The 24,422-nt window shown below is 69.4% G+C and carries 22 protein-coding genes, 1 tRNA gene and 1 other RNA gene; 17 read left to right on the top strand and 7 right to left on the bottom strand.

Annotated features, from left to right (window positions below):
- The first annotated feature begins 182 nt into the window (after nucleotides 1-182).
- The gene (gene rplJ / locus ACFVDO_RS15390; RefSeq protein WP_378859542.1) at nucleotides 183-671 is read left to right on the top strand and encodes a 50S ribosomal protein L10; all 489 of its coding nucleotides are present in this window, start codon (nucleotides 183-185) and stop codon (nucleotides 669-671) included.
- A gap of 51 nt (nucleotides 672-722) precedes the next feature.
- Nucleotides 723-1,106, top strand: coding sequence for a 50S ribosomal protein L7/L12 (rplL, locus tag ACFVDO_RS15385; protein WP_157310551.1), 384 nt, complete (start codon nucleotides 723-725; stop codon nucleotides 1,104-1,106).
- 70 nt (nucleotides 1,107-1,176) lie between these two features.
- On the opposite strand, the gene ACFVDO_RS15380 is transcribed toward rplL, so the two are convergent.
- Nucleotides 1,177-2,181, bottom strand: coding sequence for a LacI family DNA-binding transcriptional regulator (locus tag ACFVDO_RS15380; protein WP_378859541.1), 1,005 nt, complete (start codon nucleotides 2,179-2,181; stop codon nucleotides 1,177-1,179).
- Nucleotides 2,182-2,426: 245 nt separating this feature from the next.
- On the opposite strand from ACFVDO_RS15380, the gene ACFVDO_RS15375 reads away from it, so the two are divergent.
- The 3 genes from ACFVDO_RS15375 (at nucleotide 2,427) to ACFVDO_RS15365 (ending at nucleotide 6,167) form a co-directional block, all read left to right on the top strand.
- Complete coding sequence (locus ACFVDO_RS15375; RefSeq protein ID WP_378859540.1) at nucleotides 2,427-3,758, top strand: ABC transporter substrate-binding protein; 1,332 nt, start codon at nucleotides 2,427-2,429, stop codon at nucleotides 3,756-3,758.
- A 94-nt stretch (nucleotides 3,759-3,852) separates the two neighbouring features.
- On the top strand, nucleotides 3,853-5,196 hold the full coding sequence (locus ACFVDO_RS15370; protein WP_378859539.1) for a carbohydrate ABC transporter permease: 1,344 nt from the start codon (nucleotides 3,853-3,855) through the stop codon (nucleotides 5,194-5,196).
- The gene (locus ACFVDO_RS15365) at nucleotides 5,196-6,167 is read left to right on the top strand and encodes a carbohydrate ABC transporter permease (protein ID WP_378859538.1); all 972 of its coding nucleotides are present in this window, start codon (nucleotides 5,196-5,198) and stop codon (nucleotides 6,165-6,167) included. Before ACFVDO_RS15370 ends, ACFVDO_RS15365 begins: the two co-directional genes overlap by 1 nt.
- 26 nt (nucleotides 6,168-6,193) lie before the next feature.
- Here ACFVDO_RS15365 and ACFVDO_RS15360 read toward each other — a convergent pair whose 3' ends face one another.
- On the bottom strand, nucleotides 6,194-6,511 hold the full coding sequence (locus ACFVDO_RS15360; protein ID WP_378859537.1) for a cupin domain-containing protein: 318 nt from the start codon (nucleotides 6,509-6,511) through the stop codon (nucleotides 6,194-6,196).
- Nucleotides 6,512-6,552: 41 nt separating this feature from the next.
- On the opposite strand from ACFVDO_RS15360, the gene ACFVDO_RS15355 reads away from it, so the two are divergent.
- Nucleotides 6,553-7,182: a phosphatase PAP2 family protein gene (locus ACFVDO_RS15355; protein ID WP_378859536.1), complete on the top strand. Its 630-nt coding sequence runs from the start codon at nucleotides 6,553-6,555 to the stop codon at nucleotides 7,180-7,182.
- 14 nt (nucleotides 7,183-7,196) lie between these two features.
- A complete protein-coding gene (locus tag ACFVDO_RS15350) occupies nucleotides 7,197-7,802 on the top strand; it encodes a GNAT family N-acetyltransferase (protein WP_378859535.1) in 606 nt (201 codons plus the stop codon).
- 255 nt (nucleotides 7,803-8,057) lie between these two features.
- Here the strand turns inward: ACFVDO_RS15350 and ACFVDO_RS15345 are convergent.
- A tRNA-Ser gene (locus ACFVDO_RS15345) sits at nucleotides 8,058-8,145 on the bottom strand.
- A 58-nt stretch (nucleotides 8,146-8,203) separates the two neighbouring features.
- On the bottom strand, nucleotides 8,204-9,217 hold the full coding sequence (locus ACFVDO_RS15340) for a metallophosphoesterase family protein (protein WP_378859509.1): 1,014 nt from the start codon (nucleotides 9,215-9,217) through the stop codon (nucleotides 8,204-8,206).
- Nucleotides 9,218-9,426: 209 nt separating this feature from the next.
- On the opposite strand from ACFVDO_RS15340, the gene ACFVDO_RS15335 reads away from it, so the two are divergent.
- The 3 genes from ACFVDO_RS15335 to ACFVDO_RS15325 are packed head-to-tail and all read left to right on the top strand — an operon-like array spanning nucleotide 9,427 to nucleotide 12,080.
- Nucleotides 9,427-10,209: a tyrosine-protein phosphatase gene (locus ACFVDO_RS15335; protein WP_378859510.1), complete on the top strand. Its 783-nt coding sequence runs from the start codon at nucleotides 9,427-9,429 to the stop codon at nucleotides 10,207-10,209.
- Entirely contained in the window at nucleotides 10,206-11,138 is a 933-nt protein-coding gene (locus ACFVDO_RS15330; protein WP_378859511.1) for a nucleoside hydrolase, read from the top strand. Before ACFVDO_RS15335 ends, ACFVDO_RS15330 begins: the two co-directional genes overlap by 4 nt.
- A gap of 36 nt (nucleotides 11,139-11,174) precedes the next feature.
- On the top strand, nucleotides 11,175-12,080 hold the full coding sequence (locus ACFVDO_RS15325) for a rhodanese-related sulfurtransferase (RefSeq protein WP_378859512.1): 906 nt from the start codon (nucleotides 11,175-11,177) through the stop codon (nucleotides 12,078-12,080).
- Here ACFVDO_RS15325 and ACFVDO_RS15320 read toward each other — a convergent pair.
- The 3 genes from ACFVDO_RS15320 to ACFVDO_RS15310 are packed head-to-tail and all read right to left on the bottom strand — an operon-like array spanning nucleotide 12,067 to nucleotide 16,455.
- Complete coding sequence (locus tag ACFVDO_RS15320; protein WP_378859513.1) at nucleotides 12,067-14,298, bottom strand: transglutaminaseTgpA domain-containing protein; 2,232 nt, start codon at nucleotides 14,296-14,298, stop codon at nucleotides 12,067-12,069. The two genes, ACFVDO_RS15325 and ACFVDO_RS15320, sit on opposite strands and share 14 nt — an antisense overlap.
- Complete coding sequence (locus ACFVDO_RS15315; RefSeq protein WP_378859514.1) at nucleotides 14,291-15,475, bottom strand: DUF58 domain-containing protein; 1,185 nt, start codon at nucleotides 15,473-15,475, stop codon at nucleotides 14,291-14,293. Before ACFVDO_RS15315 ends, ACFVDO_RS15320 begins: the two co-directional genes overlap by 8 nt.
- 2 nt (nucleotides 15,476-15,477) lie before the next feature.
- On the bottom strand, nucleotides 15,478-16,455 hold the full coding sequence (locus ACFVDO_RS15310) for an AAA family ATPase (RefSeq protein WP_378859515.1): 978 nt from the start codon (nucleotides 16,453-16,455) through the stop codon (nucleotides 15,478-15,480).
- 146 nt (nucleotides 16,456-16,601) lie between these two features.
- Here ACFVDO_RS15310 and ffs point away from each other — a divergent pair.
- The 7 genes from ffs (at nucleotide 16,602) to ACFVDO_RS15275 (ending at nucleotide 24,390) form a co-directional block, all read left to right on the top strand.
- An RNA gene (ffs, locus tag ACFVDO_RS15305) (signal recognition particle sRNA small type) lies at nucleotides 16,602-16,698 on the top strand.
- 39 nt (nucleotides 16,699-16,737) lie between these two features.
- Nucleotides 16,738-17,352: a hypothetical protein gene (locus ACFVDO_RS15300; protein ID WP_378859516.1), complete on the top strand. Its 615-nt coding sequence runs from the start codon at nucleotides 16,738-16,740 to the stop codon at nucleotides 17,350-17,352.
- 40 nt (nucleotides 17,353-17,392) lie between these two features.
- Nucleotides 17,393-17,683, top strand: coding sequence for a hypothetical protein (locus ACFVDO_RS15295; protein WP_378859517.1), 291 nt, complete (start codon nucleotides 17,393-17,395; stop codon nucleotides 17,681-17,683).
- 40 nt (nucleotides 17,684-17,723) lie between these two features.
- Nucleotides 17,724-19,838, top strand: a complete 2,115-nt coding sequence (gene pta / locus ACFVDO_RS15290) for a phosphate acetyltransferase (RefSeq protein WP_378859518.1) — start codon at nucleotides 17,724-17,726, stop codon at nucleotides 19,836-19,838.
- Complete coding sequence (locus ACFVDO_RS15285; RefSeq protein ID WP_378859519.1) at nucleotides 19,835-21,055, top strand: acetate/propionate family kinase; 1,221 nt, start codon at nucleotides 19,835-19,837, stop codon at nucleotides 21,053-21,055. The genes pta and ACFVDO_RS15285 overlap by 4 nt, the downstream gene beginning before the upstream one ends.
- A 61-nt stretch (nucleotides 21,056-21,116) precedes the next feature.
- Nucleotides 21,117-21,848 (top strand): HAD family hydrolase, encoded by a 732-nt coding sequence (locus tag ACFVDO_RS15280; RefSeq protein WP_378859520.1) that lies wholly within the window; start codon nucleotides 21,117-21,119, stop codon nucleotides 21,846-21,848.
- A 52-nt stretch (nucleotides 21,849-21,900) separates the two neighbouring features.
- A complete protein-coding gene (locus ACFVDO_RS15275; RefSeq protein ID WP_378859521.1) occupies nucleotides 21,901-24,390 on the top strand; it encodes a glycoside hydrolase family 65 protein in 2,490 nt (829 codons plus the stop codon).
- Nucleotides 24,391-24,422 lie beyond the last annotated feature (32 nt).

Here is a 24,422-nt window from a genome sequence, read left to right as displayed (position 1 = left end):
CGGTCATCGTCATGCGCGAAAGCGCGAGGCGATCGAAGCACTGCATAGCAGGGGCCCGCGCAGGTGTGCGAGATCAGATTTCAGAGCTCCGTGCGCTTGCGCCGGAGCTTTCTTCATGTGGGCCGGAGTCAAGGTCGATGTCCCACCTCCGTGAGGCATCTCGTACACATCAAGGAGTGACCATGGCGCAGAAGGATGCATCGGTCGCCGAGCTCACGAAGTCATTCGAGGACTCGAACGCCGTTCTGCTGACCGAGTACCGCGGTCTGACGGTTGCCCAGCTCAAGGAGCTGCGCAACAGCATCCGTCAGAACGCTGAGTACGCCGTGGTGAAGAACACGCTGACCAAGATCGCCGCGAACAACGCGGGGATCAGCGCTCTGGACGACGACCTCAAGGGTCCGTCGGCCATCGCGTTCGTGCACGGCGACTTCGTCGCCACCGCGAAGGCCATGCGTGACTTCGCCAAGGCCAACCCGCTTCTCGTGATCAAGGGCGGCATCTTCGAGGGCAACGCCCTCGACGCCGCTGAGGTCGACAAGTACGCCTCGCTGGAGAGCCGTGAGGTTCTGCTGGCGAAGGCCGCGGGCATGATGAAGGCGACGATGGGCAAGGCTGCCGCCACCATCGACGCGCTTCGCGAAAAGCTGGAGACCGCCGAAGCCGCGTGAGCGGCCTGGTGATCTTTTACCCCAAAACCCCATCAATCTAGGAGATACATCATGGCTAAGCTCACCACTGAGGAGCTGCTCGAGCAGTTCGCCGGCCTGACCCTCGTCGAGCTCAACGACTTCGTCAAGGCGTTCGAGGAGAAGTTCGAGGTCACCGCTGCTGCTCCGGTCGCCGTCGCCGGTGCTGCCGGTGGCGCTGCCGGTGCCGAGGCCGAGGAGGAGAAGGACGAGTTCGACGTCATCCTCGAGGCCGCCGGTGACAAGAAGATCCAGGTCATCAAGACCGTCCGCGAGCTGACCTCGCTGGGTCTCGGCGAGGCCAAGGCTCTCGTCGACGGCGCTCCGAAGCCCGTTCTCGAGGGTGCGAACAAGGAGGCCGCTGAGGCCGCCAAGACCGCCCTCGAGGAGGCCGGCGCCACGGTGACCCTGAAGTAATTCGCTTCACCGCGCTTCTGAAGGCCCCGGGAGAGATCCCGGGGCCTTCTTGCGTCCCCGGGCCACTCGGTCAGCGCAGGCCTGACGTGGAGGACCGCGCGACCAGTTCGATCGGCAGGGTCGTCTGCTGGACGGCCGCGTCCGGGTGCTCCATCCGCTCGCGCAGCAGCCGCACCGCGGCCGCGCCCTGTTCACGCGGATGCTGCCGGATGGTGGTCAGCGAGAACATCTCGGCGTGCTCGTGATCGTCGATGCCGATCACGCTCAATTCGGCGGGCACGGCGATGCCGAGTCTGCGGGCGGCGACGATGCCACCGATCGCGGCCTCGTCGCAGATGCCCACGAAGGCGGTCGGCCTCTTGCGCCGGTCGCCCAGCACCCGCACCGCAGCCTCGTAGCCGCCCGGCATCGTCGGCGCGCCTGATGCCTGCCTGACGTGCTCCTCGAGCCCGGCGGCGACCATTGCCGCGCGGTAGCCGTCGAAGCGCCGCTTGTCGCCGACGGCATGGGTCTCGGCATCCGCTCTTCCGCCGAGCAGCACGATGTCGCGGTGCCCGAGGTCGATGAGATGCTCTGTCGCGATGCGCGCGGCCACCGCGTCGTCGATCGAGACGGCGCTGGTGCCCTCGCTGTACGGCCCGATGCTGACGACGGGGGAGGAGACCTGCAGCAGCCGTACCAGCTCGTGGGCACTGGGCTGGATGCCGACGGCGATGATGCCGTCGAACCGGTGCCGAGGCAGGATGTGCTCGAATAGCCGTGCGCGCTCTGCCGACCCCTCCCTGATCCCATACAGCACCAGGTCGTAGCCCTCGGCGAACAGTGCGTCCTGTATGCCGGCGAGCAGCTCGGCGAAGAACCACCGGTGCAGCTCGGGCATGATCACACCCACCGACAGCGATCGGCCGGTGGCGAGACTCATCGCCGAGGAGTGCGCGACGTAGGACAGGTCCTCGGCGGCGGCTCGCACGCGGTCGCGGGACTCCTCCGAGACGTAGCCGTGGCCGCTGAGGGCGCGGCTCGCGGTCGCTTTCGAGACCCCCGCGCGGGCGGCGACATCGGCGATCGTGCTCATTGTTCCTCCGGTCCGCACACGGCTCCGGCACAGCGTATCGGAACGCGTGCATATACGGAACCGGTTCCATGGGTTAGGCTGTGGGAGCGCTCCCACGACGGGAGCAGATGGTTGCCCTGTTGTAATCGTTCCGGCATTGTGCCGGTGCACCGAGGCCGGATAGGTTGGGCTGGAATCGGTTCCTGAAGGGATGCCGCAAGGCAGCCGTCAAGCACATCGACAAGCACTCGAAGAGGAGAAATCACATGGCTTTGTCACAGCGATACCGCCTTCTCGCTCCCCTCGCCCTGGTCGGCGCGGCCGCGTTGGTCCTGTCCGGCTGCGCGGAGGCAGGCCCGAGCGATGGGGGCTCCACGGATGGCTCGGGGAAGGTGGTCAAGATCGCCGGGGGCATCACGGCATCAGAGGCGGACTCCCTCAACAAGTCCTTCGACAAGTTCACCAAGGACACCGGCATCAAGGTCGAGTACACCGGCGACAAGGGCTTCGAGGGCAACATCGTCACGAAGGTGAACGGTGGATCCGCGCCCGACGTCGCGATTGTGCCGCAGCCCGGACTGCTGCAGTCGCTCATCGGCACCGGTGAAGTGCAGAAGGGCACCGACGCCGTCGCGAAGAACGTCGACGAGTACTGGGGCAAGGACTGGAAGTCGTACGGCAGCTCCGACGGCACGTTCTACGCCGCGCCGATGCTCGCGAACGTCAAGGGCTACGTCTGGTACCAGCCCGCGAAGTTCAAGGAATGGGGCGTGGAGGTCCCGAAGACCTGGGACGAGCTGCTCACCCTCACCAAGAGCATCCAGGAGAAGACCGGGACGGCGCCGTGGTGCGCTGGATTCGAGTCCGGCGATGCGTCCGGATGGCCGGGCACCGACTGGATCGAGGACATGGTGCTGCGCACCGCGGGCCCCGAGACCTACGACGACTGGGTGGCCAATAAGGTGCCCTTCACCGACGCCAAGATCAAGACGGCCTTCGACGAGACGGGCAAGATCCTGCTCGACCCGAAGTACGTGAACGCCGGCTTCGGCGACGTGAAGAGCATCAACTCCACCGCCTTCGGTGACGTCGCGGCGAAGGTCGCCGACGGCACCTGCGCGCTGACGCACCAGGCGTCGTTCCTGACCGCGAACTTCCTCACGGTGAAGACCAAGGACGGCAAGGCCCCCGTGGTCGCGCCCGACGGCGACGTGTACGCCTTCGTGCTCCCCGGTATGACCGAGGGCGAGCAGGCGATCGAGGGCGGTGGCGAGTTCGTCACCCGCTTCTCGGACGACGCTGCGACCCAGAAGGTCGTGGAGTACATGTCCACCCCGGAGTGGGCGAACGAGCGCGTGAAGCTCGGCGGTGCCATCTCGGCCAACAAGGGTGCGGACCCGTCGCTGGCCTCCAGCGAGTTCCTCACCGACGCGATGAAGCTGCTGCAGGACCCCAAGACGACGTTCCGCTTCGACGGCTCCGACATGATGCCTGCCACGGTGGGCTCCGGATCGTTCTGGAAGGGCATGGTCAACTGGATCGACGGACGTCCGACCGACCAGGTCCTGAAGGACATCCAGGCGGGGTACGAGAACTAGTCACGACGGGCTCGAGTCCGGCAGGATGGGGCCGTCCGCTCTTCGCGGGCGGCCCCCATCCAGAGCCCGACGACGTGCTCAGAAAGGCAGGGTCATGACTGACACCCGCACGCTCATCACCCCGAAGAAGTCGAGCGCACCACCCCCGCCGCCGGCGAAGGAGGGAAGGCACTCCTCCCGCGTCACCAGACTGGTCGCCCTGATCGTCGGTGTGCTCATCGTGGCGCTGTTCCTGTTCATGGTCACGCGCACCCCGGTGGAGAACCCGCGACCGACCTCGCTCGGATTCTCGCTGAACAGCTTCTTCGTCTGGATCGGCGGGCTCAACCCGCTGGTGCAGATCCCCGTCGTCATCGTGGTCTTCGGCCTGGTCGTCGCGCTGATCCTCGTTCTGATCGAGTACGCGCCGAGGCCGGGCAAGGGCTATGCGATCCTGCGCGTGGCCGCCTGCTTCGTCATCCCGTTCGTCGCGTTCATGATGATGCGCCCCTACCAGGGCGCCGTCGTCTACGTGGTCGCGATCGCGCTGCTCGCCGGCGCGCTGCTGTTCTTCGCCGACTATCGAGCCCGAGCCGGCGCCGGTTACCTGTTCCAGCTGATCATCTTCTTGGCCCCGGCATCCATCCTGCTGCTGGTCGGTCTGATCTACCCGGCGATCGCGACCTTCGTGCAGTCGTTCTTCGACAAGACGGGCAAGCAGTTCGTCGGCGTCGACAATTACATCTGGACCTTCACCCAGCCCGAGGGCCTGTGGTCGGTCGTCAACACCCTGATTTGGGCGCTGCTGGCCCCGACGATCTCCACGATCATCGGCCTGGCCTACGCCGTCTTCATCGACCGTGCTCGCGGCGAGAAGATCCTCAAGGTGCTGGTGTTCATGCCCGTCGCGATTTCCTTCGTCGGCGCAGGCATCATCTGGAAGTTCGTCTACGACTACCGGCAGGGCCAGCAGATCGGCATCCTGAACGCGGTCATCACCTGGTTCGGCGGACAGCCGATCGGATGGCTCGACCAGACGCCGTTCATCAACACGTTCTGCCTGCTGGCGGTGTTCATCTGGAGCCAGACCGGCTTCGCGATGGTGTTCCTGTCCGCCGCCATCAAGGGCGTGCCGTCCGAGCAGCTCGAGGCGGCTGAGCTCGACGGGGCGAACGCCTGGGAGCGGTTCAGGAATGTCACCGTCCCCGGCATCCGCTCCTCGATCATCGTGGTGCTCACCACCATCACGATCGCGTCGCTGAAGGTCTACGACATCGTCGCGAACATGACCGGCGGCCGGTCGAACAGCTCGGTGCTGGGCTTCGAGATGGTCAACCAGCAGCAGCGGTTCCAGAGCTACGGACACTCCTCGGCACTGGCCGTGGTGCTCTTCCTGTTCATGGTGCCGCTGATCGTGTACAACGTGCGCAGCCTGCGCAAGCAGAGGGAGGTGCGCTGATGGCCACCGTAGACACCACGCCGCACACGGAAGGGCGGTCCGCCCGCCAGGTCGCGCGTGAGACCCGCAAGCTCGAGAACGAGGCGCACAAGAAGCTCACGTCGAAGACCGCGACCATCGTCGCGATCGCGATCGCCGTGATCTGGACCATCCCCACCCTCGGGCTGTTCGTCACCTCGTTCCGTCCCGGCGCCGACTCCGCGGTCAGCGGATGGTGGACGGTGTTCGTCGACCCGAACTTCACGTTCTCGAACTACATCGAGGCGTTCAGCGCGGGCGGCACGGCGCTGACGCTGGCGGACTCGTTCATCAACTCGCTGGCGATCACGATCCCGGTCACCGTGTTCGCGATTGCGGTCGCCTCGCTCGGTGCGTACGCGTTCGCATGGATCCCGTTCAAGGGCAGGGGATTCCTGTTCGTGGCCGTGTTCGCGCTGCAGATCGTGCCGATCCAGATGACGCTGGTGCCGCTGCTCAGCCTGTTCTCGCGCGGCCTCACGATCAACGGGGTGGCGATCTTCCCCGGGCTCGCGATGCGCGACGTCGACCACAGCTTCGCGACGGTGTGGATCGCGCACACGATCTTCGCGATTCCACTGGCGATCTTCCTGCTGCACAACTTCATGGCCGAGCTGCCCAGCGAGCTCATGGAGGCGGCGCGGGTCGACGGCGCAGGGCACGGGCAGATCTTCTTCCGCATCATCCTGCCGCTGTCGATGCCGGTCATCGCGTCCTACGCGATCTTCCAGTTCATCTGGGTGTGGAACGACCTGCTGGTGGCGACGATCTTCGCGCCATCGAGTTCGCTGCCACTGATGCAGACGCTGAACTCGCTGTCCGGCACATGGGGCGACCGGTGGTTCCTGCAGTCCGCCGGAACGTTCATCTCGATCATCGTCCCGCTGATCGTGTTCTTCGCTCTGCAGCGGTTCTTCGTGCGCGGTCTGCTGGCCGGCGCGACGAAGGGCTGACGCTTTCCTGCTCGGCTGACCCAGAGTCAGCCGAGCAGGGTGAGCAGCACGTGCGAGGGCTCGACGGCCTCGACCTCGTGCGGCACCGAGGCGTCGACCTGGATCGCGCCGCCGGCGGAGAGGTCGTGCTCCGCGCCCTCCACCCGGAACAGGATGCGGCCGGATGCCACCTGCACGAGGATCGGCGCCGGGGCTCGGTGCTCACGCAGCACGGCTCCGGCATCCATCGCCAGCGTGCGGATCTTGAACCCCGCGCCGTCCATGGTCTTGTGCGGCCGGACCCTGGCCTCTTCGATCGGGTAGCGGTCGGCGAGATCTGCGGCCGAGGATGCGATGAGGGTCATGGCCCGAGCATACGACTCGGTCGCTGCGGCAGAATGGCACGATGGACAGGCGCACGGCGGGGATCGCGGGCGGGGTTCTCGTGGTCGCGGCCGTCCTGCTCGGGATGCTGGTGACGTGGGTGCCCGCCGCAGATCTGATGGACACCGGCTGGAACTCCCTGATGGGCGACATGCGCCGCCCGTGGGCCGTCGACGCCGCGTTGATCTTCAACTGGATCGGCGGGGGATGGCGGGCGACGTTCCTGGTACCCCTCGTGATCGCCGGCATCCTGCTGGTCTTCCGCCGGTGGCGGGAGGCGCTCTTCGCGCTCGCCGCCTTCGCCGTGAGCGCGGGAATCGTGCAGCTGCTCAAGAACGTGCTCGGGCGGGCGCGGCCCGCCGATCTGCTGGTCGCCTCCGACTTCGGCTCGTTCCCCTCGGGGCACACGGCCAATGCGGCGACGATCGCCGTGGTGCTGTGGTTGATCGCGCCCCGGGTGTGGGTGGCCCTGCTCGGTGCGCTGTGGACCGTCGCGATGGCGCTCTCGCGCACCCTGCTGAGCGTGCACTGGCTGACCGACACGCTCGGGGGCGTCCTCATCGGCGCCGGCGCCGGCCTGCTGGTCGCCGCTGTGCTCTGGGGCTGGCTACGCTGGGAACGGCGCCCGCCGCGGGCGGAGCGCGCTGCCTGACCCAGGAGGACTCCGTGCCGCAGACCCGCCCCTATCTCCCGGCCGACCGCGACGGTCTCTACGACGTGTGCGTGAAGACCGCGGACTCCGGATCGGATGCCACCGGCATCCTCTCCGATGACCGGCTCTGGGGCGATATCTGGGCTGTGCCCTACGCCGAGCGGCATCCCGACCTGTGCTGGGTCGTCGAGTCGGACGATTCGCGGGTGATCGGCTACATCGTCGCGACCGATGACACGGTGTCCTTCGAGCGCTGGTTCCACGACGAGTGGTGGCCGACGCGCGTCGGCGAGTACCCCGTGCCGCCGGTCCCCGGCCATGAGCGCCAGACCTGGGTGATGTCGTACGCCGCCGAACGAGGCGGCAACGAGGTGCCCAACGCCGCAGAGTACCCCGCGCACCTGCACATCGACCTGCTGCCCGAGACGCAGGGCATGGGACTCGGACGGCGCCTCACCGAACTGCTCTTCACAGAGCTCGCGGACCGCGGTATCGCGGGACTGCACCTGGGCATGAACCCGGACAACACCGGTGCCGGCAAGTTCTACGAGCGCCTCGGCATGCAGGTGCTCCCGTCCGACGAGGGCGTGCGCGTGTACGGGGTGCGGTTCGGCGGCTGAGGGGACTCGCGCGCGGGAATCGAGTCCCTCGACGTTCCTCCACACGCCGCCTTGTGGGGCGGGCGTCTCGTGTTGCGCGCGGGATTCGAGTCCCTCGCGGCTACTCCACCCGCCGCCTCGCCCGGCACACCGGTCCCGTTGCGCAGAATAGGCGGCGCGCGGAGCCTCCGGCCGCGTGGGGCCCTGTTGTTCGAAGTGCCAACCGTCACCGGAAAAGCCCCGAGCCCCGGGACTTCGTCCAGGGGCTCGGGGCTTTGGCGGTGACGGCGGGATTCGAACCCGCGGTTGCTTGCACAACACACGCTTTCCAAGCGTGCTCCTTCGGCCGCTCGGACACGTCACCAAGGAACAACCTGACCATCCTATCCGATGGAGCAGGATGCCCAGGACCACGTCCGGTCTCAGCGGCCGCCGGACAGCGGAACGGTCATCTGCTTGAGCCACTCGCCGCGGCCGAAGTCTCGGGCCCTGATCGTGACCGACTGCCTGCCGACCTCGACCTGAAGGCCCTGGTTGAACGCTCCGGGCACGGCGACCTCGCCTCCGGTGCCGTTGTCCGTCCATCCGGTCTGGATGGCGCCGGTGTTGACCACGGTGAATCCGTCGAGGTTGCCCGTGCCGGGCACGATCCGGCGGACGCACCAGTCTGAGAGGGCGAGATCCCAGTGGGTGTGCCCGGTGAAGAGGAACACATCGGGGTGGCGGCCCAGCAGCCCGAGAAGTCGTTCGGCCTGCAGGTAGTCCTTCATGTACAGCTTGTTGCGCGAGCCCGAGACCGTGTTCGGCAGCGGATGGTGGCTGATGACCATCACCGGACGGCGACGGCTGCGCCAGTGCCAGAGGCGCTCCTCGAGCCAGGTGAACTGCGCGTCGCTGAGCCACACCTCGTCCCACAGCTGCGCATCGTGGTAGTGCATGTACTTCTCGGTGCCGATCGTCAGGACCGGGATGTCGCCGAAGACCTGCTCGCTGTAGGTCCGGTTGCGCCCGGCGAAGTTGTAGAAGCTGCGGAACAGCGAGTCCTCGGTCGTGCCGTTCGGCCAGGTGGCCTGGGCGAGCGTGTCCGGATCGGAGTACTTCGGCACGTAGAACTCGTGATTGCCGATCGCCCAGGAGAGCTTGGCCGGCACGGTGTGAGCGCGGACGACCTTGGACACCTCCGCATATTCGAAGTCGTATCCGCGCGGTGTGATGTCGCCGGCCACGGCGAGGCCGGCGCTGCCCGGATTGATCCGGGCGAGGTCCTTCAGCGCGATCGCGAAGTCGGCGAGGTCGCCCTGGATGTCGCTGATGACGTTGAACCTCGTCACCTTGCCGTTGCCGTGCGCACTGTCCGCTGCCGCGGTGGAGGCCGCGGAAGCCGTCGTGCCCGCGGTCGCCGCCCAGGTCGTTCCGGCGACGGCGGCTGTTGTCATGAGGGAGCGTCGAGAGATCATGCGAGTCCTTGTGGTCCGAGGGGCGGTCACGGTCGCCAGGGCGACGACGACACCGTAATGCGGGAAGGGGTCCGTCCGGTGAACGGATCGCGGCGTGTACATGAACCGGTTCAGTGAACCCTGTCCTGCTGGGCGCCCGCTCGGCCCGACTACGCTGTCTCCCGTACGCCAGAACACGAGGAGGCGGCGTGAGCGCCATCATCGACGGAACCCACAACTCGCGTGACATCGGCGGGATGCCGCTGCGCGCCGGCGGCTCGACGCGATCGGGCGTGCTGTACCGCTCCGATGCGCTCACCGCGGCCACGGAGACGGGGCTCTCGGCGCTCGCGCAGAGCCCGATCGGCACGGTGGTCGATTTCCGCACCGACATCGAGCGGGCGCAGGCTCCCGATCGGCTGCCCGCCGGCCGCGACATCCGCGTCGTCCAGCTGTCGATCCTGGAGGCGGCGCTGGCGATGCCCGCCGATCTGAAGCTGGATGATGCGACGACGAAGGACCTGCTCTCGCGCATCCCGACTCTGGCGGATCTCTATCGCGGGATGCTGCAGCACAGCGCCTCCGCCTTCGCTGAGGTCGCCCGCCTGATCGTGACGCCCGCGGATGCCCGCTATCCGGCCGTGCTGGTGCACTGCACGGCGGGCAAGGACCGCACCGGGGTGTCCACCGCCCTGCTGCTGGACGCCGTCGGCGTCGAGCGCGCCGCGATCGTCGCCGACTACGCGTCGAGCCAGGCGAATCTCGCCGGCGAGTGGGCCGAAGGGATGCTGGCGAGGATGACCGCGATGGGCGTGCCCGCGCTGCCTGCGATCGTCGAGGTCGTCACCGAGACGCCGCCGTCTGCGATCGAGGCCGCGCTGGCCTGGCTGGACGAGCGCGGCGGCAGCGCGGAATACCTTCTGAGCGGCGGGCTCACCCGAGGTGAGCTCGACGGCCTGCGCGAGCGGCTCACCGACGAGTCGTCATCGTGAGCACCCCCATCATCCTGGACTGCGACCCGGGGCACGACGACGTGTTCGCGCTCTGGCTCGCCGCCGCCCACCCGGGGATCGATCTGCGTGCGATCACCACGGTCGGTGGCAACGGCCTGCTCGAGCACACGACGCGCAATGCGCGAATCGCCTGCACGGTCGCAGGCATCACCGACGTGCCCATCGCGGCAGGGGCAGCGCACCCGCTGGCCGGCGCTCTGCATCCGGCCGAGGAGATCCACGGCGCGAATGCGCTTGGCGGACCCGAGCTGCCGGAGCCGACGGTCCCGGTCGACCCGCGCAGCGCGCTCGACCTGATGGCCGACGTGATCGAAGCATCCGCGGAGTCCGTCACGATCGTGGCGACGGGACCGCTGACCAATGTGGCGGTGCTGGCGAAGGAGCGGCCCGACGTGCTCGCCCGCGCGGCGCGCGTGGTCTGGATGGGCGGATCGACCGGCCGAGGCAACACGACCCCCTACGCGGAGTTCAACGCCTGGACCGACCCGGAGGCCGTCGCCCTCGTGCTGGACAGCGGGATGGACCTCACGATGGTCGGCCTGAACATCTCGCATCAGGCGCTGATCACTCCCGCGGTGCGCGAGCGCATCGGGGCGATCGGCACGCGCACCGCGGCGTTCGGACGCGAGCTGCTGGACTTCTTCTGCGCGACCTACGAGAAGGCGGAGCACATGCCGGATGCTCCGCTGCACGATCCGATCACGGTCGCACTGCTCGCGGACCCGGGCGTCGCGACGACGGTGCGCTCCCGCCTCGATGTGGAGCTGAACGGCACCGAGACCCGGGGAGCCACAAGCGTCGACCTGCTCGGCGGCCTCGGGCGCCCGGCCAACGCGGACATCGCGATGGACCTCGATGTCGAGCGGTTCTGGAGGCTCATCGAGGAAGCCGTCGGGGCCCTCGCCTGAGCGAGCCTCCCCAGGGCGGCATCCTAAGATCTTCTGGTGCCCACCCCGAAGATCGTGCTGTTCTATGCCTTCGCGCCGCTCGCCGACCCTGAGGCGATCCGGCTGTGGCAGCGTGACGTGTGCGAGCTGCTCGGCCTGCGCGGCCGCATCCTCATCTCGGCGCAGGGCATCAACGGCACGCTGGGCGGCGATCTGCCGAACGTGAAGAAGTGGCTGCGGCGGTTCCGCGAGCACCCCGCGTTCAAGACCGCTGACATCAAGTGGAGCGAGGGAACCGGGCTCGACGCCGACGGCCTGAGTGTCGACTTCCCGAAGCTGAGCGTGAAGGTGCGCGACGAGATCGTGTCCTTCGGGGCGCCGGGCGAGCTCGCGGTCGATGAGCACGGCGTCGTCGGCGGGGGAGCGCGGTTGACGCCGGACGCCCTGCACGAACTGATGTCCGAGCGCGGCGAGGAGGTCGTCTTCTTCGACGGGCGCAACGCCCTCGAGGCCGAGATCGGCCGGTTCAAGAACGCGATCGTGCCCGACACCGAGACCACGCGCGATTTCGTCGGGCTTCTCGACAGCGGCGCCTACGACCACCTCAAGGGCAAGCCCGTCGTGACGTACTGCACAGGAGGCATCCGCTGCGAGGTGCTCTCCAGCCTGATGACCGCGCGCGGCTTCGGCGAGGTCTACCAGCTCGAGGGCGGCATCGTTCGCTACGGCGAGAGGTTCGGCGACGACGGGCTCTGGGAGGGCTCGCTGTACGTGTTCGACAAGCGCGGCTCGGTCGACTTCTCCGACCATGCCGCGGTGATCGGAGTCTGCGCCGGGTGCGGCGATCCGACCAGCCGCACCGCGAACTGCCCTGATCCCGCCTGCCGCCGGCAGTTCGTGGTCTGCGCGACCTGCGACGTGGTTCCCTGCCAGGAGCACGCGGCGCGGACTACCTCCCGGTGACCACCGCCGCGCCGTCCCGGCGACGCGGCAGCAGCGACCGCGGCACCAGGCGGGCACCGAGCCGCGCCAGCACGCTCGACGAGGCGCGCAGTGCGCGGTCGACCCGCGTCAGCGGACCGGCGAGAGCCGATGCCGCATCCGACGTCTTCGCGTAGGCCGCGCGCTCCGCGGCGCGCACGAGGGCCGCGACGTCCGCGGCATCCGCCTTCGTCTCTGCCACGATCCAGTCGCCGCGCGTGCGCGCGGTGTCTGCATCCGACACCGGCATCCTCAGGTCGACCATGGTCGCCTGCAACTCGCGCCACGCCACCAGCGCGTCGCCGCGCGAGGCGCGGCGCAGGCGCATGAACTGCAGCGCGAGTCGGATCAGTGCGGGCAGCAGGAGCGCCACGAGCAGCCCGAGCATCGTCCACAGGAACGGGGCGGGGTTCGCGACCTGCCGGCCTCCGATGGCGCCGCCCTGCGCGCCGGGGTCGCGCAGGTCGTCTGTCGCTGCCGGAGACGGTGCGGTCGTCGGCGCCGTGGTCGGCGTCGGAGCCTCTGGAGCCTCACCGTTGCCGCCGCCGGCCGCCGCGAAATCGGTCGGCACTCCCAGGGTCGCCGTGGGCTCGAACGGCACCCAGCCGATGCCCTCGAAGAACACCTCGGGCCAGGAGTGCAGCTGGTCGCTGTCCACTTCGTAAATGGGCCGGTCGTCGCGCTCCTGATCGGTCGCGCGACCGGGCAGATACCCGACCACGATGCGGACCGGCATGCCCATGCTGTGCGCCATCAGGGCGAAGGCACCGGCGAAGTGGATGCAGTACCCCGACCGCACACTGAGGAATGAGACCACGGCCTCCGCGCCGGTGCCGTCGAAGTTCTGGTCGACCGGCGTCTCCAGGGAGTAGGTGAACTGGCTGCGGAACCAGTTCTGCAGGGCGATCAGGCGGTCGTAGTCGTTCGTGGCCTTCGCCGTCACCTCTCTGGCGGTCTCGGCGATCACCGGTGGCAGTTCTCCGGTGACCTCCCCGTCATCGGCGCCGCGCGCCCGGGCGGCGCGGATCTGCTCGAGTGAGGGCTGCACGTCGGTCGAGGTCACGGTGTAGTCGGCGCCGTCGGCGTTGCGCGTGTCCGACGAGGCGGTGCGGTTGCGTGGCATCGCCTCCCAGCCGCCGTCGAGCCCGGAGATCTTCTCGGCGGCGTAGGGGAGTGGCAGCCGCGAACTCGACATGCCGTTGACGCGGATCGAGGTGCGCTCGTCCTCGGTCTTCACCGCGGACGACCAGTCCGCCGAGCCGAAGCCGTCGTCGATCGGCTGCCGAGCGGGCCGATCCGGGCGCCAGATCTCACCGTCGAAGCGCGAGAGCGTGGCCAGCCGGAGGTAGGGGGCGCTCGCCGCACTGGTGACCACGGACATCACCGGCACGCCCTCTGGACGGCGCAGGTCGTCGCCGAGTCGCAGCGTCGCATCGACGCGTACCGTCGGTCCAGTGCCGGGCAGGGTCGCCGACACCGGCAGCCCAGGTGCGATAACCAGCGCGGCGACCACGGCGACCGCCCCCACGGCGGTCGCCACCGTGCCCGAGCTGCGCCGGGGCGCGCGGTCGTCGTGCCGCGCTCCGTACCGGAAGAGCACGAGCACGAGAACGGCGAGCAGCACGAACCAGACGACGTTCGCGCCGCCGCTGACGATCACCATCGGCACCGCGCCGACGACCGCGACCACCAGTGCGGTGGGGATCACCCAGCGCAGCGCGACGAACTGATCGATCAGCACGGCGAGCAGCCCGAAGGCGCAGCCGAGCAGGACGGCCATCCCCGTGGTGGCCTCGATCGGCGCGACGCCGTTCAGCACCTCCTGGAACGCGTTGCCGAGGTGCGCGGATGCGAGCCGCAGCGCGGTCGGGGTGGGGATGATGCCGAACCATGCAGCTTCGCGCACGAGCATCGTCGTGAGCACGAGGGAGACCACCGCCAGCTGCGCCGCGAGCGTCGTCCCCGCCCGTGCGGCGGCGCTTCGGCGGGAGAGCAGCTTCCGCATCAGGATGCCGGTGACAGCCGTCGCGATGATGACGACCACCACGACCATCGTCCAGGCGCCCGGCAGCACCGCCGAGGTGTACGGCCAGACGGCGACGGCGGTCGCGGCGGCGGCGAGCAGTGCGGGGGCGACCGGAGCGGGATGCGCGTCGGGATTGTGCACGCCCCATGCGCTCTGCGGCGACGGATCAGCCATGCAGCGCCCCCGGCATCGGGATGACATCCTGCCAGGCATCCGACAGGTCGGTGTCCTCGGAGATCTCGGCGGTGCGCCAGCCGCGGGCAGCCGCGGCGGCCAGGGCGCCGTCGCCGGGGCCGGCGGCGAACAGGATCGGGGCGGCCGCACCCGCCGCGCGCAGCCGATCGGCGTCTTCCTCGCCGATCGCGCCCGTGATGACCACGAGCGGGCCCGGGGCGGACCCGCCCACCAGCGCGGCGATGTCGCGCGCCTCACCGCGCGGGGAGACGGTGGCGAGCGCCACCAGCAGGCCGTCGCGGTCGTCCTCATGGCCGTGCAGCGATCCGAGCAGCTGCCCGGCGCTGTCGATCACGTCGACGCCGTAGCCGTCCTGCACCAGGCGCACGGCGACGGAGGCGCACAGCGAGACGGCGGTCTCGAACAGCGGGTCGGGAGCGACGCCGGGGCGCGCCCACCGCGAGGCGGCGCGATCGAGCACCACGACGGCGTCCGGGCTCGCTTCCTCTTCCTCCTGCCGCACCATCAGGTCACCGCGGTGCGCGGTGGCCCGCCAGTGGATGCGGCGCATCGAATCGCCTGGCACGTAGTGGCGCGGGGTGAGGTTGTCGCTGCCGGGTCCGAGTCTGCTGGACCGGGAGTGCGCGCTGCCGCCGGAGGCTCCGACCCGCACCGGCAGCGGCTCGAGGGCGACCACCTGCGGCACCACGGTGATCATGCTCGTGTCGCCGAACTGCTGCTCGCGCTGCGCGAGGCCGAACGGGTCGACGGTGCGCAGCAGCAGCGGCCCGAGCGCCGAGACCCCGCGTCGCGCACCGGTGACCCGGTAGCGCAGCGAGGTGCTGCCGCGCTCGTACTCTCCGGATGCGTCGCCGGTGACGGCGGCGGGCAGCTCGTCGCGCCACAGCCCGTAGGGGGCGCGCAGCGCCCGCAAGTCGAAGCGCACCATCACGTGCGAGGTCTCGCCGACCGTGAGCAGGTCGGTGGAGATCACTCGCGACACCGTGCCGCCGCGACGCGGCAGGTGCACCGCGATCGCGGCGACCAGCGGCAGCGCGAACAGCAGCACGGCCAGGTAGATCAGCACGGGGGCGGCGATCAGGTTCGCCGCGATCACGAGCAGGATGCCGCACAGCAGGCACCCCACACCGCGCAGGGTGAGCGGTCGCCGGCGCATGATCAGAGCCGCGCGGCGAGCGGCACGCGGACCCGGTCGAGGATCTGCGCCAGCGCGGCCTCCACCGGCTGGGCGCCGGCGCGATGCGCTCCGCGGGCCGGCAGCAGACGGTGCGCGAACACGGAGGAGAGCAGTTCGGCGAGGTCGTCGGGGATGACGTAGTCGCGTCCGTCGAGGGCGGCGTGCACCTTCGCGGCGCGCACGAGCTGCAGGGTGGCACGGGGGCTGGCACCCAGGTGCAGGCTGGGGTCCATCCTGGTGGCCTGGGCAAGGGCGACGGCGTACTCCTCGACCGCCTCCGCGACGTGCACCTTGCGGGCGTGCGCGATCAGGGATCGCACCGATGCGGCATCCGCGACCGGGGTGACCGCGGAGAGCGGGTTGACGGTGTCGCGCTGGCGCAGCATGAGGGCCTCGGCAGCGGCATCCGGGTATCCCATCGAGATGCGCATCATGAAGCGGTCGCGCTGGGCCTCGGGCAGCGGGTAGGTGCCCTCCATCTCGAGCGGGTTCTGGGTCGCGACGACGAGGAAGGGGTCGGGCAGCGGATGAGTGGCCCCGTCGACCGTGACCTGGCCCTCCTCCATCGCCTCGAGCAGCGCGGACTGCGTCTTCGGCGAGGCGCGGTTGATCTCGTCGGCGATCACGATGTGGGCGAAGATCGCGCCGGGCTTGAACGCGAACTCTCGGTCCACCGGGTCGTAGACCGAGACGCCGGTGACATCGCCTGGCAGCAGGTCGGGGGTGAACTGGATGCGCCGAACCGTGGCATCCACGCTCGCGGCGAGTGCGCGGGCCAGCATCGTCTTGCCCACACCGGGGACGTCCTCGATGAGCAGGTGGCCCTGCGCGAGCAGACATACCAGTGCGCTGCGCACGGCGTCGGGTTTGCCGTCGATGACGGCGCTGACCGACGCGATGATCCGCGAGGTCTGCGCAGCGAACTGCTCGGCCGTGATCGAGGGTGCGTCGTCGGTCATGGAGTCCCTTTCGCCCGTCTGTGCGCGTTGCCTTGATCGTAGTCCGCCCCGAGGACCGTTGAGCTTGCTTTTCGCGGGTCCTGAGCGAGCGGAGCGAGACGAAGGGCGTCCGGACGGAACGCCTCTCCGCATCCGTTAGACTGTTCAACGGCTCTCCGCGTGACGACACCCAGGCCAATTCCCCCAGGACGGAAACGTAGCAAGGGTAACCGGGCTCTGTCGGGTGCGCGGAGGGTCTTTTCTTTTGCCTCCTTCGCCTCGTTCACAGCGGATGCTGGCACGATGGCGAGCGTGCACGCCACCAGTCGAGCGGCCGCCGCTCGGCGCCGGAGCAGCGAGCGCCGCCTGCGCGGCGTCGCGATCGGTGCGCTCGCCGTGGCCGTCGCCACGCTGCTTGTGGTGGTGCCGATGCGGATGACGGAGCAGCGGCCGCTGTGCGCGGCCGACCCGGCATCGTTCCCGGCGAAGGGCGTCGCAGGCTGGCAGGGCGACCAGCTCGAGAACGCGGCCGTGATCGTGCAGACGGCGCGGACGCTGGGCTTCGCGCGCGACGGTCAGATCCTCGGTGTGATGACGGCGATGGGCGAGAGCAGCCTGCACAACATCGACTACGGCGACTGGGAGACGCGCGGATTCACCAACCCCGACGGCAGTCGCACAACCAGCATCGGCCTGTTCCAGCAGCAGAACTGGTGGGGGAGCGCCGAGACCCGGATGGATCCCGCCGGCGCGGCCGGCCTGTTCTACGCGAAGCTCGGCAAGCTGGACGGCTGGAAGAGCATGCCGCCGTCGCAGGCGATCCACCGTGTGCAGGTGAACACCGAACGCGACTACTACGCCCAGTTCCACGACGACGCGACGGCCGTGGTGGACGCGCTGTCGGGGGAGTGCTCCTGATACTTCGGACCGCGTCGCGGGTGACGATAGCGTGACACGCATGACATCGGGCACACGACGCATCGAGCTGAACCTGCACAAGCCCAGGTTCGCGCTCTACGCCGGAATCCGTCCGACCCTGGTGATCGGCGGCCGAGGGCAGCCCAGCCAGTGGGGCGTCGGCACATGGCAGGTGTCGGCCGGACGACCGGAACGGCTCGAGGTGTTCCTGTTCAACAGGATGTGGCGATTCGGGCAGGCCGAGATCACGCTCTCGCCGTCTGACGCAGGCGAACTCGTGTACCGGGCGCCGGTGCTTCCGTTCGGACGGGGCGAGCTGCGGGTGGAGTAGTCGGCCCCGGCCCGTCCCCGCCCCGGCATAGGCTGAACCCGTGGCGCAGAGCATCTACATCACGTCCGCCGAGGGGCACACCGGCAAGTCCACGATCGCGCTCGGAGTGCTCGACGCGCTGATGCGCGTCTCGCCGCGCGTCGGGGTGTTCCGGCCGATCGCGCGGTCGACGACCGAGCGAGACGACATCCTCGAGCTGCTGATCGCCCATGACGGCGTGCAGCTCGACTACGACGAGTGCGTGGGCGTCACCTACGACGATGTGCGACGCGACGCCGACGGCGCCCTCGCCACCATCGTCGCGCGGTTCAAGGCGGTCGAGGCGCAGTGCGACGCGGTCGTCGTGCTCGGCAGCGACTACACCGACGTCGCCAGCCCGGCGGAGCTGGGCTACAACGCCCGCGTCGCCGCGAACCTCGGCGCCCCGGTGCTGCTGGTGCTCTCCGGCCGCGACCAGCAGACCCAGGCCGAGCGGCTCGGCACCACGACAGCGCGCACCCCGGCCCAGGTCGGCCAGATGGCGGCCCTCGCGCTCGCCGAGCTCGCCGCGGAGCGCGCCGAGCTGTTCGCTGTGATAGTCAACCGCGCAGACCCGGATGCTCTGGCACAGACCGTCGAGGTCGTCGAAGCCGTCCCGCACCGGCGCACACCGGTCTGGGCCATCCCCGAGGACCGTGCGCTGGTCGCGCCCTCGATGCGTGGCGTGCTGCGCGCCGTCGACGGGCGTCTGCTGAAGGGCGACCCCGCGCTGCTCGACCGCGAGGCTCTCGACGTCGTCATCTCGGGCATGTCGATGGTGAACGTGCTCCCGCGCATCACCGAGGGCGCCGTCGTGGTGATCGCCGCCGACCGCACCGAGGTGCTGCTCGCGGCCCTCCTGGCATCCGCCTCCGGCACCTTCCCGCAGATCGCGGGAATCGTGCTGAACGGCCCCTTCGAGCTGCCCGAGCCGATCGAGCAACTGCTGGAGGGGTTCGCGATCGGCGTGCCGATCGTCGCCACCGACCTCGGCACGTTCGAGACCGCCACCCGCATCATGAACACCCGCGGCCGGCTCAGTGTGCAGTCCGGGCAGCGGTACGACAAGGCGCTCGCCCTGTTCCAGCGCAACGTCGACCTCACCGAGCTGACCATCGAACTGGGCCTGGCCGAGTCCTCCGTCGTCACGCCGCTCATGTTCGAGTACGGGCTCATCGAGCGCGCCCGCGCCGACCGCAGGCGCATCGTGCTGCCCGAAGGCGGCGACGACCGCATCCTGCGTGCCGCCGCGATCCTGCTCGCCAGGGATGTCGCAGACCTGACCATCCTCGGCGACGAGACCGACATCCGCGCCAGGGCGACCGCCCTCGGCATCGATCTCGACGCCGCACAGATCCTCAGCCCCACCGACCCGACCCTCGTGGAGCGTTTCGCCGCCGAATATGCCCGCCTGCGCGCGCACAAGGGCATCACGCTCGAGCAGGCATCCGACACCGTCACCGACGTCTCGTACTTCGGCACGATGATGGTGCACCTGGGGCTCGCCGACGGCATGGTCTCGGGCGCAGCGCACACCACCGCGCACACGATCCGCCCCGCGTTCGAGATCATCAAGACCCGGCCCGGTGTCGAGGTCGTCTCGAGCGTGTTCCTGATGGCGCTCGCCGACCGGGTGCTCGTCTACGGCGACTGCGCGGTGATCCCCGAGCCGACCAGCGTGCAACTCGCCGACATCGCGATCTCGTCGGCAGCGACCGCGAGGCAGTTCGGGATCGACCCGCGGGTGGCCATGCTGTCCTACTCGACGGGGGAGTCCGGGTCGGGCGCCGAGGTCGACAAGGTGCGTGCGGCCACCGCGCTGGTTCGCGAGCGCGCGCCGGAGCTGCCCGTCGAAGGGCCGATCCAGTACGACGCCGCGGCCGACGCGGCTGTCGCCAGGGCGAAGCTGCCCGACTCCGCAGTCGCGGGTCGCGCGACCGTGTTCGTCTTCCCCGATCTGAACACCGGCAACAACACCTACAAGGCCGTGCAGCGCTCGGCCGGGGCCGTGGCGATGGGCCCGGTGCTGCAGGGGCTCAACAAGCCGATCAACGATCTCAGCCGCGGCGCGCTCGTGGACGACATCGTGAACACCGTCGCGATCACCGCTATCCAGGCCCACGGAGAGAACCGATGACCGCCGTCCTCGTGATCAACAGCGGCTCATCGTCGCTGAAGTACAGCCTGCTCGACATGGATCGCGAGACCGAGCTGGCCAGCGGCCTGATCGAGCGGATCGGGCAGTCCACCGGCATCGTCTCGCACACGATCCGTCGGACGGCGGAGCCCGGCGAGCCCGCCCCGACCATGCTGGACGCCACGACGAGGGTCGAGCGTCCGGTGGCCGACCACGACGTCGCGTTCGCGGTGATGCTCGAGCAGTTCGCCGAGCACGGCCCCTCGCTCGCCGAGTTCCCGCCGGTCGCCGTCGGCCATCGCGTGGTGCATGGCGGCGCCCGGTTCTTCGAGCCCACCGTGATCACCCCGCTGGTCGAGATCAACATCGAAGACCTCGCCGTGCTCGCCCCGCTGCACAACCCGGCCAACGTGGCCGGCATCCGGTCCGCGCGCAAGGCGTTCCCCGCCGTGCCGCACGTGGCCGTGTTCGACACCGCGTTCCATCAGACGCTGCCTCCCGCCGCGTACACCTACGCGATCGACGCGGAGCTCGCGCACGCGCACCGCGTGCGCCGGTACGGCTTCCACGGCACCAGCCACAAGTACGTCAGCGAGCAGGCGGCCGCGTTCCTCGAGCGGGATGTCGCAGAGCTGCGCCAGATCGTGTTCCACCTCGGCAACGGGGCATCGGTCGCCGCCATCCGCGGCGGCGAGTCCGTCGAGACCTCGATGGGCCTCACACCGCTCGAGGGCCTCGTGATGGGCACGCGCTCCGGCGACATCGACGCTGCCGCACTGCTGCACCTGGCCCGCCGCGCCGGCATGGGCATCGACGATCTCGACGCCCTGCTGAACAAGCGCAGCGGCCTGCTCGGGCTGGCCGGGCGCAGCGACATGCGCGACATCCTCGCCGGGCGCGAGGCGGGAGAGGATGCCGCGACGCTGGCCTACGACGTCTACATCCACCGCCTCCGCGCCTACGCCGGAGCGTACATCGCGCAACTCGGCGGCGTCGAAGTGATCTCGTTCACCGCCGGTGTCGGCGAGAACGCCGCGCCGGTGCGCGCGGACGCGCTGGCGACGCTGGGCTTCCTCGGCCTGCGCATCGACCAGGAGCGGAACGCCGGGCGCGGCGGCATCCGGCGCATCTCCGCAGACGACTCCACGGTCGAGGTGCTCGTCGTGCCCACCGACGAGGAGCTGGAGATCGCCCGGCAGACGCTCGCCGTGGTCTGAGAGGCCCTGGCGCCGTTACGCTGGAACCGGTCCCATTCCGATCGACGACAAGGGAGCACCCGTGCCCGAGTCCCTGCCCGACCTGCGTGCCGCTGCCGGAGTCCTGTTCGACCTCGACGGCGTGCTCACCCCGACGGCCGAAGTGCACATGCGCGCCTGGCAGGCGGTGTTCGATGACGTGTTCGCGCACTGGGGCATCACGCCTCCGTACACGGATGTCGACTACTACGCGCACGTCGACGGCAAGAAGCGCTACGACGGCGTCGCCGCCGTCATGCGCAGCCGCAACGTCGAGATCCCCTGGGGGCACGTCGACGACGCCCCGACCGAGGACACGATCTGCGGCATAGGCAACCGCAAGAACGCCGCCTTCGCCGCCGAGCTGCGCGCGCACGGCATCGCCCCGTTCCCCGGATCGCTCGCGCTGATCGAGCAGCTGCGGGATGCCGGCATCCCGATGGGCGTCGTGTCGAGCTCGAAGAATGCCGAGGAGGTGCTCGGGTCCGCCGGCATCCGCTCGTTCTTCACCGTCGTGGTCGACGGGGTCGTCGCGGAGCGCGACCACCTCGCGTCCAAGCCCGCGCCGGACATGTTCCGCGCCGGGGCCGTCGCGCTGGGCGTCGAGCCCGCCGAGGCCGTCGCCGTCGAGGACGCGGTCTCGGGTGCGGCATCCGCGGCATCCGCCGGGTACCGCGTGGTGGTCGGCGTCGACCGTGGCGCAGGCGCGCAGGCCCTGCGCGATGCGGGCGCGACGAGTATCGTCGATGACCTCTCCCGCCTGCTGGCATCCTGACCACCACCATCTGAAACGCACGCGTCGCACTGAGCGACCGGAGGGAGTCGAAGTGTTCGACAGCGACCGCTACTCGTCCGATCCTTGGCGTCTCGTCGAGAGCCGATATGACACGGAGGGCCTCCCCGAGACCCTGTTCACCGTCGGAAACGGCTATCTCGGCCTGCGCGGCAACCACATCGAGGGACGCACCGCGCACGAGCACGGCACGTTCATCAACGGCCTGCACGAGACCTGGCCGATCCGGCACGCAGAGCAGGCCTACGGGTTCGCCGAGGTCGGTCAGACGATCGTCAACGCGCCGGATGCCAAGATCATGCGCGTCTACGTCGACGACGAGCCGCTCTCCTTCGACGAGGCCGACGTGCGCGAGTACTCCCGCACGCTCGACATGCGCACCGGTGTGCTGCACCGCGACGTGCTGTGGGTGACGCCGTCGGGCAAGCGGGTGCGGCTGCGCGATGAGCGCATGGTCAGCTTCGACGAGCGGCATCTGGCCGTGCTGCGGCTCGACCTTGTGGTCGAGAACTCGGATGCTCCGGTGACGATCAGCTGCCAGCTGCTGAACCGCCAGGACGGCGGCACCGTCTACACCGGCACGCCCGAGGCAGCGCAGAAGGCGGCGGCGGGCAAGGCCGGATTCGACCCGCGCAAGGCCGAGAAGATCACCGACCGCGTGCTGCAGCCGGTCGAGTACTGGCAGGACGGGCTGCGCTCCGCGCTGTCGTACCAGGTGACCGACTCGGGGATGACGCTGGCGGTCGTCGCAGACCACGTCATCGAGACCGAGAACGACTACAGCGCCCGCACGCTGATCGAGCCGGACATCGCGAAGAACGTGTTCCGCGTGCAGGCGAGGGCCGGTGTGCCGATCCGCCTGACCAAGCTCGTCAGCTACCACACCTCGCGGGGCGTGCCGGCGCGCGAGCTGGTCGACCGCTGCCGCCGCACGCTCGACCGCGCCTCGGTCGAGGGGGTGGATGCGCTGTTCGCCCGCCAGGCGGAGTGGCTGGACGCGTTCTGGGAGCGCAGCGACGTGGTCATCGGCGGGCACGACGACCTGCAGCAGGCGGTGCGGTGGTGCCTGTTCCAGCTGGCGCAGGCATCCGCTCGCGCCGACGGCGCGGGTGTCCCCGCGAAGGGACTCACCGGCTCGGGCTACAGCGGGCACTACTTCTGGGACACCGAGATCTACGTGCTGCCGTTCCTCACGTACACGTCGCCGCAGTGGGCGCGGAACGCGCTGCGCGCGCGGGTGCTGATGCTGCCGGCAGCGCGGCGTCGGGCGGCGCAGTTGAACGAGGCCGGCGCGCTGTTCCCCTGGCGCACGATCAACGGCGAGGAGGCGTCGGCGTACTACGCGGCGGGCACCGCGCAGTACCACATCAACGCCGACGTCAGCTTCGCGCTGGGCAAGTACGTGTACGCGACCGGCGACGTGGAGTTCCTGCGCAGCGAGGCCGCGGACATCGCCGTCGAGACCGCGCGACTGTGGGCGACGCTCGGGTTCTGGCGCGGCACGAACGGCGACTCGACCTTCCACATCCACGGCGTCACCGGACCCGACGAGTACACCACGGTCGTCAACGACAACCTGTTCACGAACGTGATGGCCAGGCACAATCTGCGCACGGCCACCCGTGTGGTGCGCTCCATGCAGGAGACGGCTCCGGAGGCGTACGCCGCGTTGGTCGCGCGCACCGGGCTGGACGCCGGGGAGCCTGACGGCTGGGAGCGCGCCGCCGAGGCGATGCACATCCCGTTCAGCCCCAGCCTCGGCATCCACCCGCAGGACTCGCTGTTCCTGGAGCGCGAGGTCTGGGACCTCGCGAACACCCCCGACGAGCAGCGCCCGCTGCTGCTGCACTTCCACCCGCTGGTGATCTACCGGTTCCAGGTTCTGAAGCAGGCGGATGTCGTGCTCGCGCTGTTCCTGCAGGGCAGTCACTTCACCGCCGAGGAGAAGCTCGCCGACTTCGACTACTACGACCCGCTGACCACGGGTGATTCAACGCTCTCGGCGGTCGTGCAGTCGATCCTCGCCGCCGAGGTGGGGTACCAGGAGCTGGCGCTGGAGTACTTCCGCGAGGCGCTCTACGTGGACCTGCACGATCTGCACAACAACGCCACCGACGGCGTGCACGTGGCGTCGGCGGGCGGCGTGTGGTCGGCTCTGGTCAGCGGCTTCGGCGGCATGCGCGACTACGCGGGGGAGCTGAGCTTCGACCCGCGCCTGCCCGCCGAGTGGCCGTCGCTGGAGTTCCCGCTGCAGTGGCGCGGCTCCTCGCTGCGCGTGACGATCACGCGCGGGGAGCTGCGGATGAAGGTGGTGTCGGGGCCTGCGGTCTCGTTCACCGTGCGGGGCGCTGCGCACACCGCGTCGGTAGACGCGGATGCCGTGGTGCTGCTCGCGGGTCAGGGACCTGTTCGTCCTGGACGCCCGACGCTGCGCCAGTTCGCCGACGCCCGCCGCGAGGACGGCACGCTGATGTCTCCGACGGTCCCCGTGACCACGACGATCCCGGTGATGGAGGTCGACTGAGCTTTCGGATCCTGAGCGAGCGGAGCGAGACG

This window comes from Microbacterium sp. NPDC057741 (assembly GCF_042798735.1).
Taxonomy (GTDB): Bacteria; Actinomycetota; Actinomycetes; order Actinomycetales; family Microbacteriaceae; genus Microbacterium.
Note: the sequence above shows the minus strand (reverse complement) of the source record. Positions and strands in the feature narration are given on the sequence as shown.

Excerpts from the sequence above, each read along its gene's own strand:
- ACFVDO_RS15315 (WP_378859514.1), bottom strand. The coding sequence starts at position 15,475 with ATGCGCCGGCGACCGCTCACCCTGCGCGGTGTGGGGTGCCTGCTGTGC.
- rplJ (WP_378859542.1), top strand. The coding sequence starts at position 183 with ATGGCGCAGAAGGATGCATCGGTCGCCGAGCTCACGAAGTCATTCGAG.
- rplL (WP_157310551.1), top strand. The coding sequence starts at position 723 with ATGGCTAAGCTCACCACTGAGGAGCTGCTCGAGCAGTTCGCCGGCCTG.
- ACFVDO_RS15365 (WP_378859538.1), top strand. The coding sequence starts at position 5,196 with ATGGCCACCGTAGACACCACGCCGCACACGGAAGGGCGGTCCGCCCGC.
- ACFVDO_RS15340 (WP_378859509.1), bottom strand. The coding sequence starts at position 9,217 with ATGACAACAGCCGCCGTCGCCGGAACGACCTGGGCGGCGACCGCGGGC.
- ACFVDO_RS15375 (WP_378859540.1), top strand. The coding sequence starts at position 2,427 with ATGGCTTTGTCACAGCGATACCGCCTTCTCGCTCCCCTCGCCCTGGTC.
- ACFVDO_RS15380 (WP_378859541.1), bottom strand. The coding sequence starts at position 2,181 with ATGAGCACGATCGCCGATGTCGCCGCCCGCGCGGGGGTCTCGAAAGCG.
- ACFVDO_RS15360 (WP_378859537.1), bottom strand. The coding sequence starts at position 6,511 with ATGACCCTCATCGCATCCTCGGCCGCAGATCTCGCCGACCGCTACCCG.
- ACFVDO_RS15285 (WP_378859519.1), top strand. The coding sequence starts at position 19,835 with ATGACCGCCGTCCTCGTGATCAACAGCGGCTCATCGTCGCTGAAGTAC.
- ACFVDO_RS15300 (WP_378859516.1), top strand. The coding sequence starts at position 16,738 with ATGGCGAGCGTGCACGCCACCAGTCGAGCGGCCGCCGCTCGGCGCCGG.
- ACFVDO_RS15295 (WP_378859517.1), top strand. The coding sequence starts at position 17,393 with ATGACATCGGGCACACGACGCATCGAGCTGAACCTGCACAAGCCCAGG.
- ACFVDO_RS15370 (WP_378859539.1), top strand. The coding sequence starts at position 3,853 with ATGACTGACACCCGCACGCTCATCACCCCGAAGAAGTCGAGCGCACCA.
- ACFVDO_RS15320 (WP_378859513.1), bottom strand. The coding sequence starts at position 14,298 with ATGGCTGATCCGTCGCCGCAGAGCGCATGGGGCGTGCACAATCCCGAC.
- ACFVDO_RS15310 (WP_378859515.1), bottom strand. The coding sequence starts at position 16,455 with ATGACCGACGACGCACCCTCGATCACGGCCGAGCAGTTCGCTGCGCAG.
- ACFVDO_RS15355 (WP_378859536.1), top strand. The coding sequence starts at position 6,553 with ATGGACAGGCGCACGGCGGGGATCGCGGGCGGGGTTCTCGTGGTCGCG.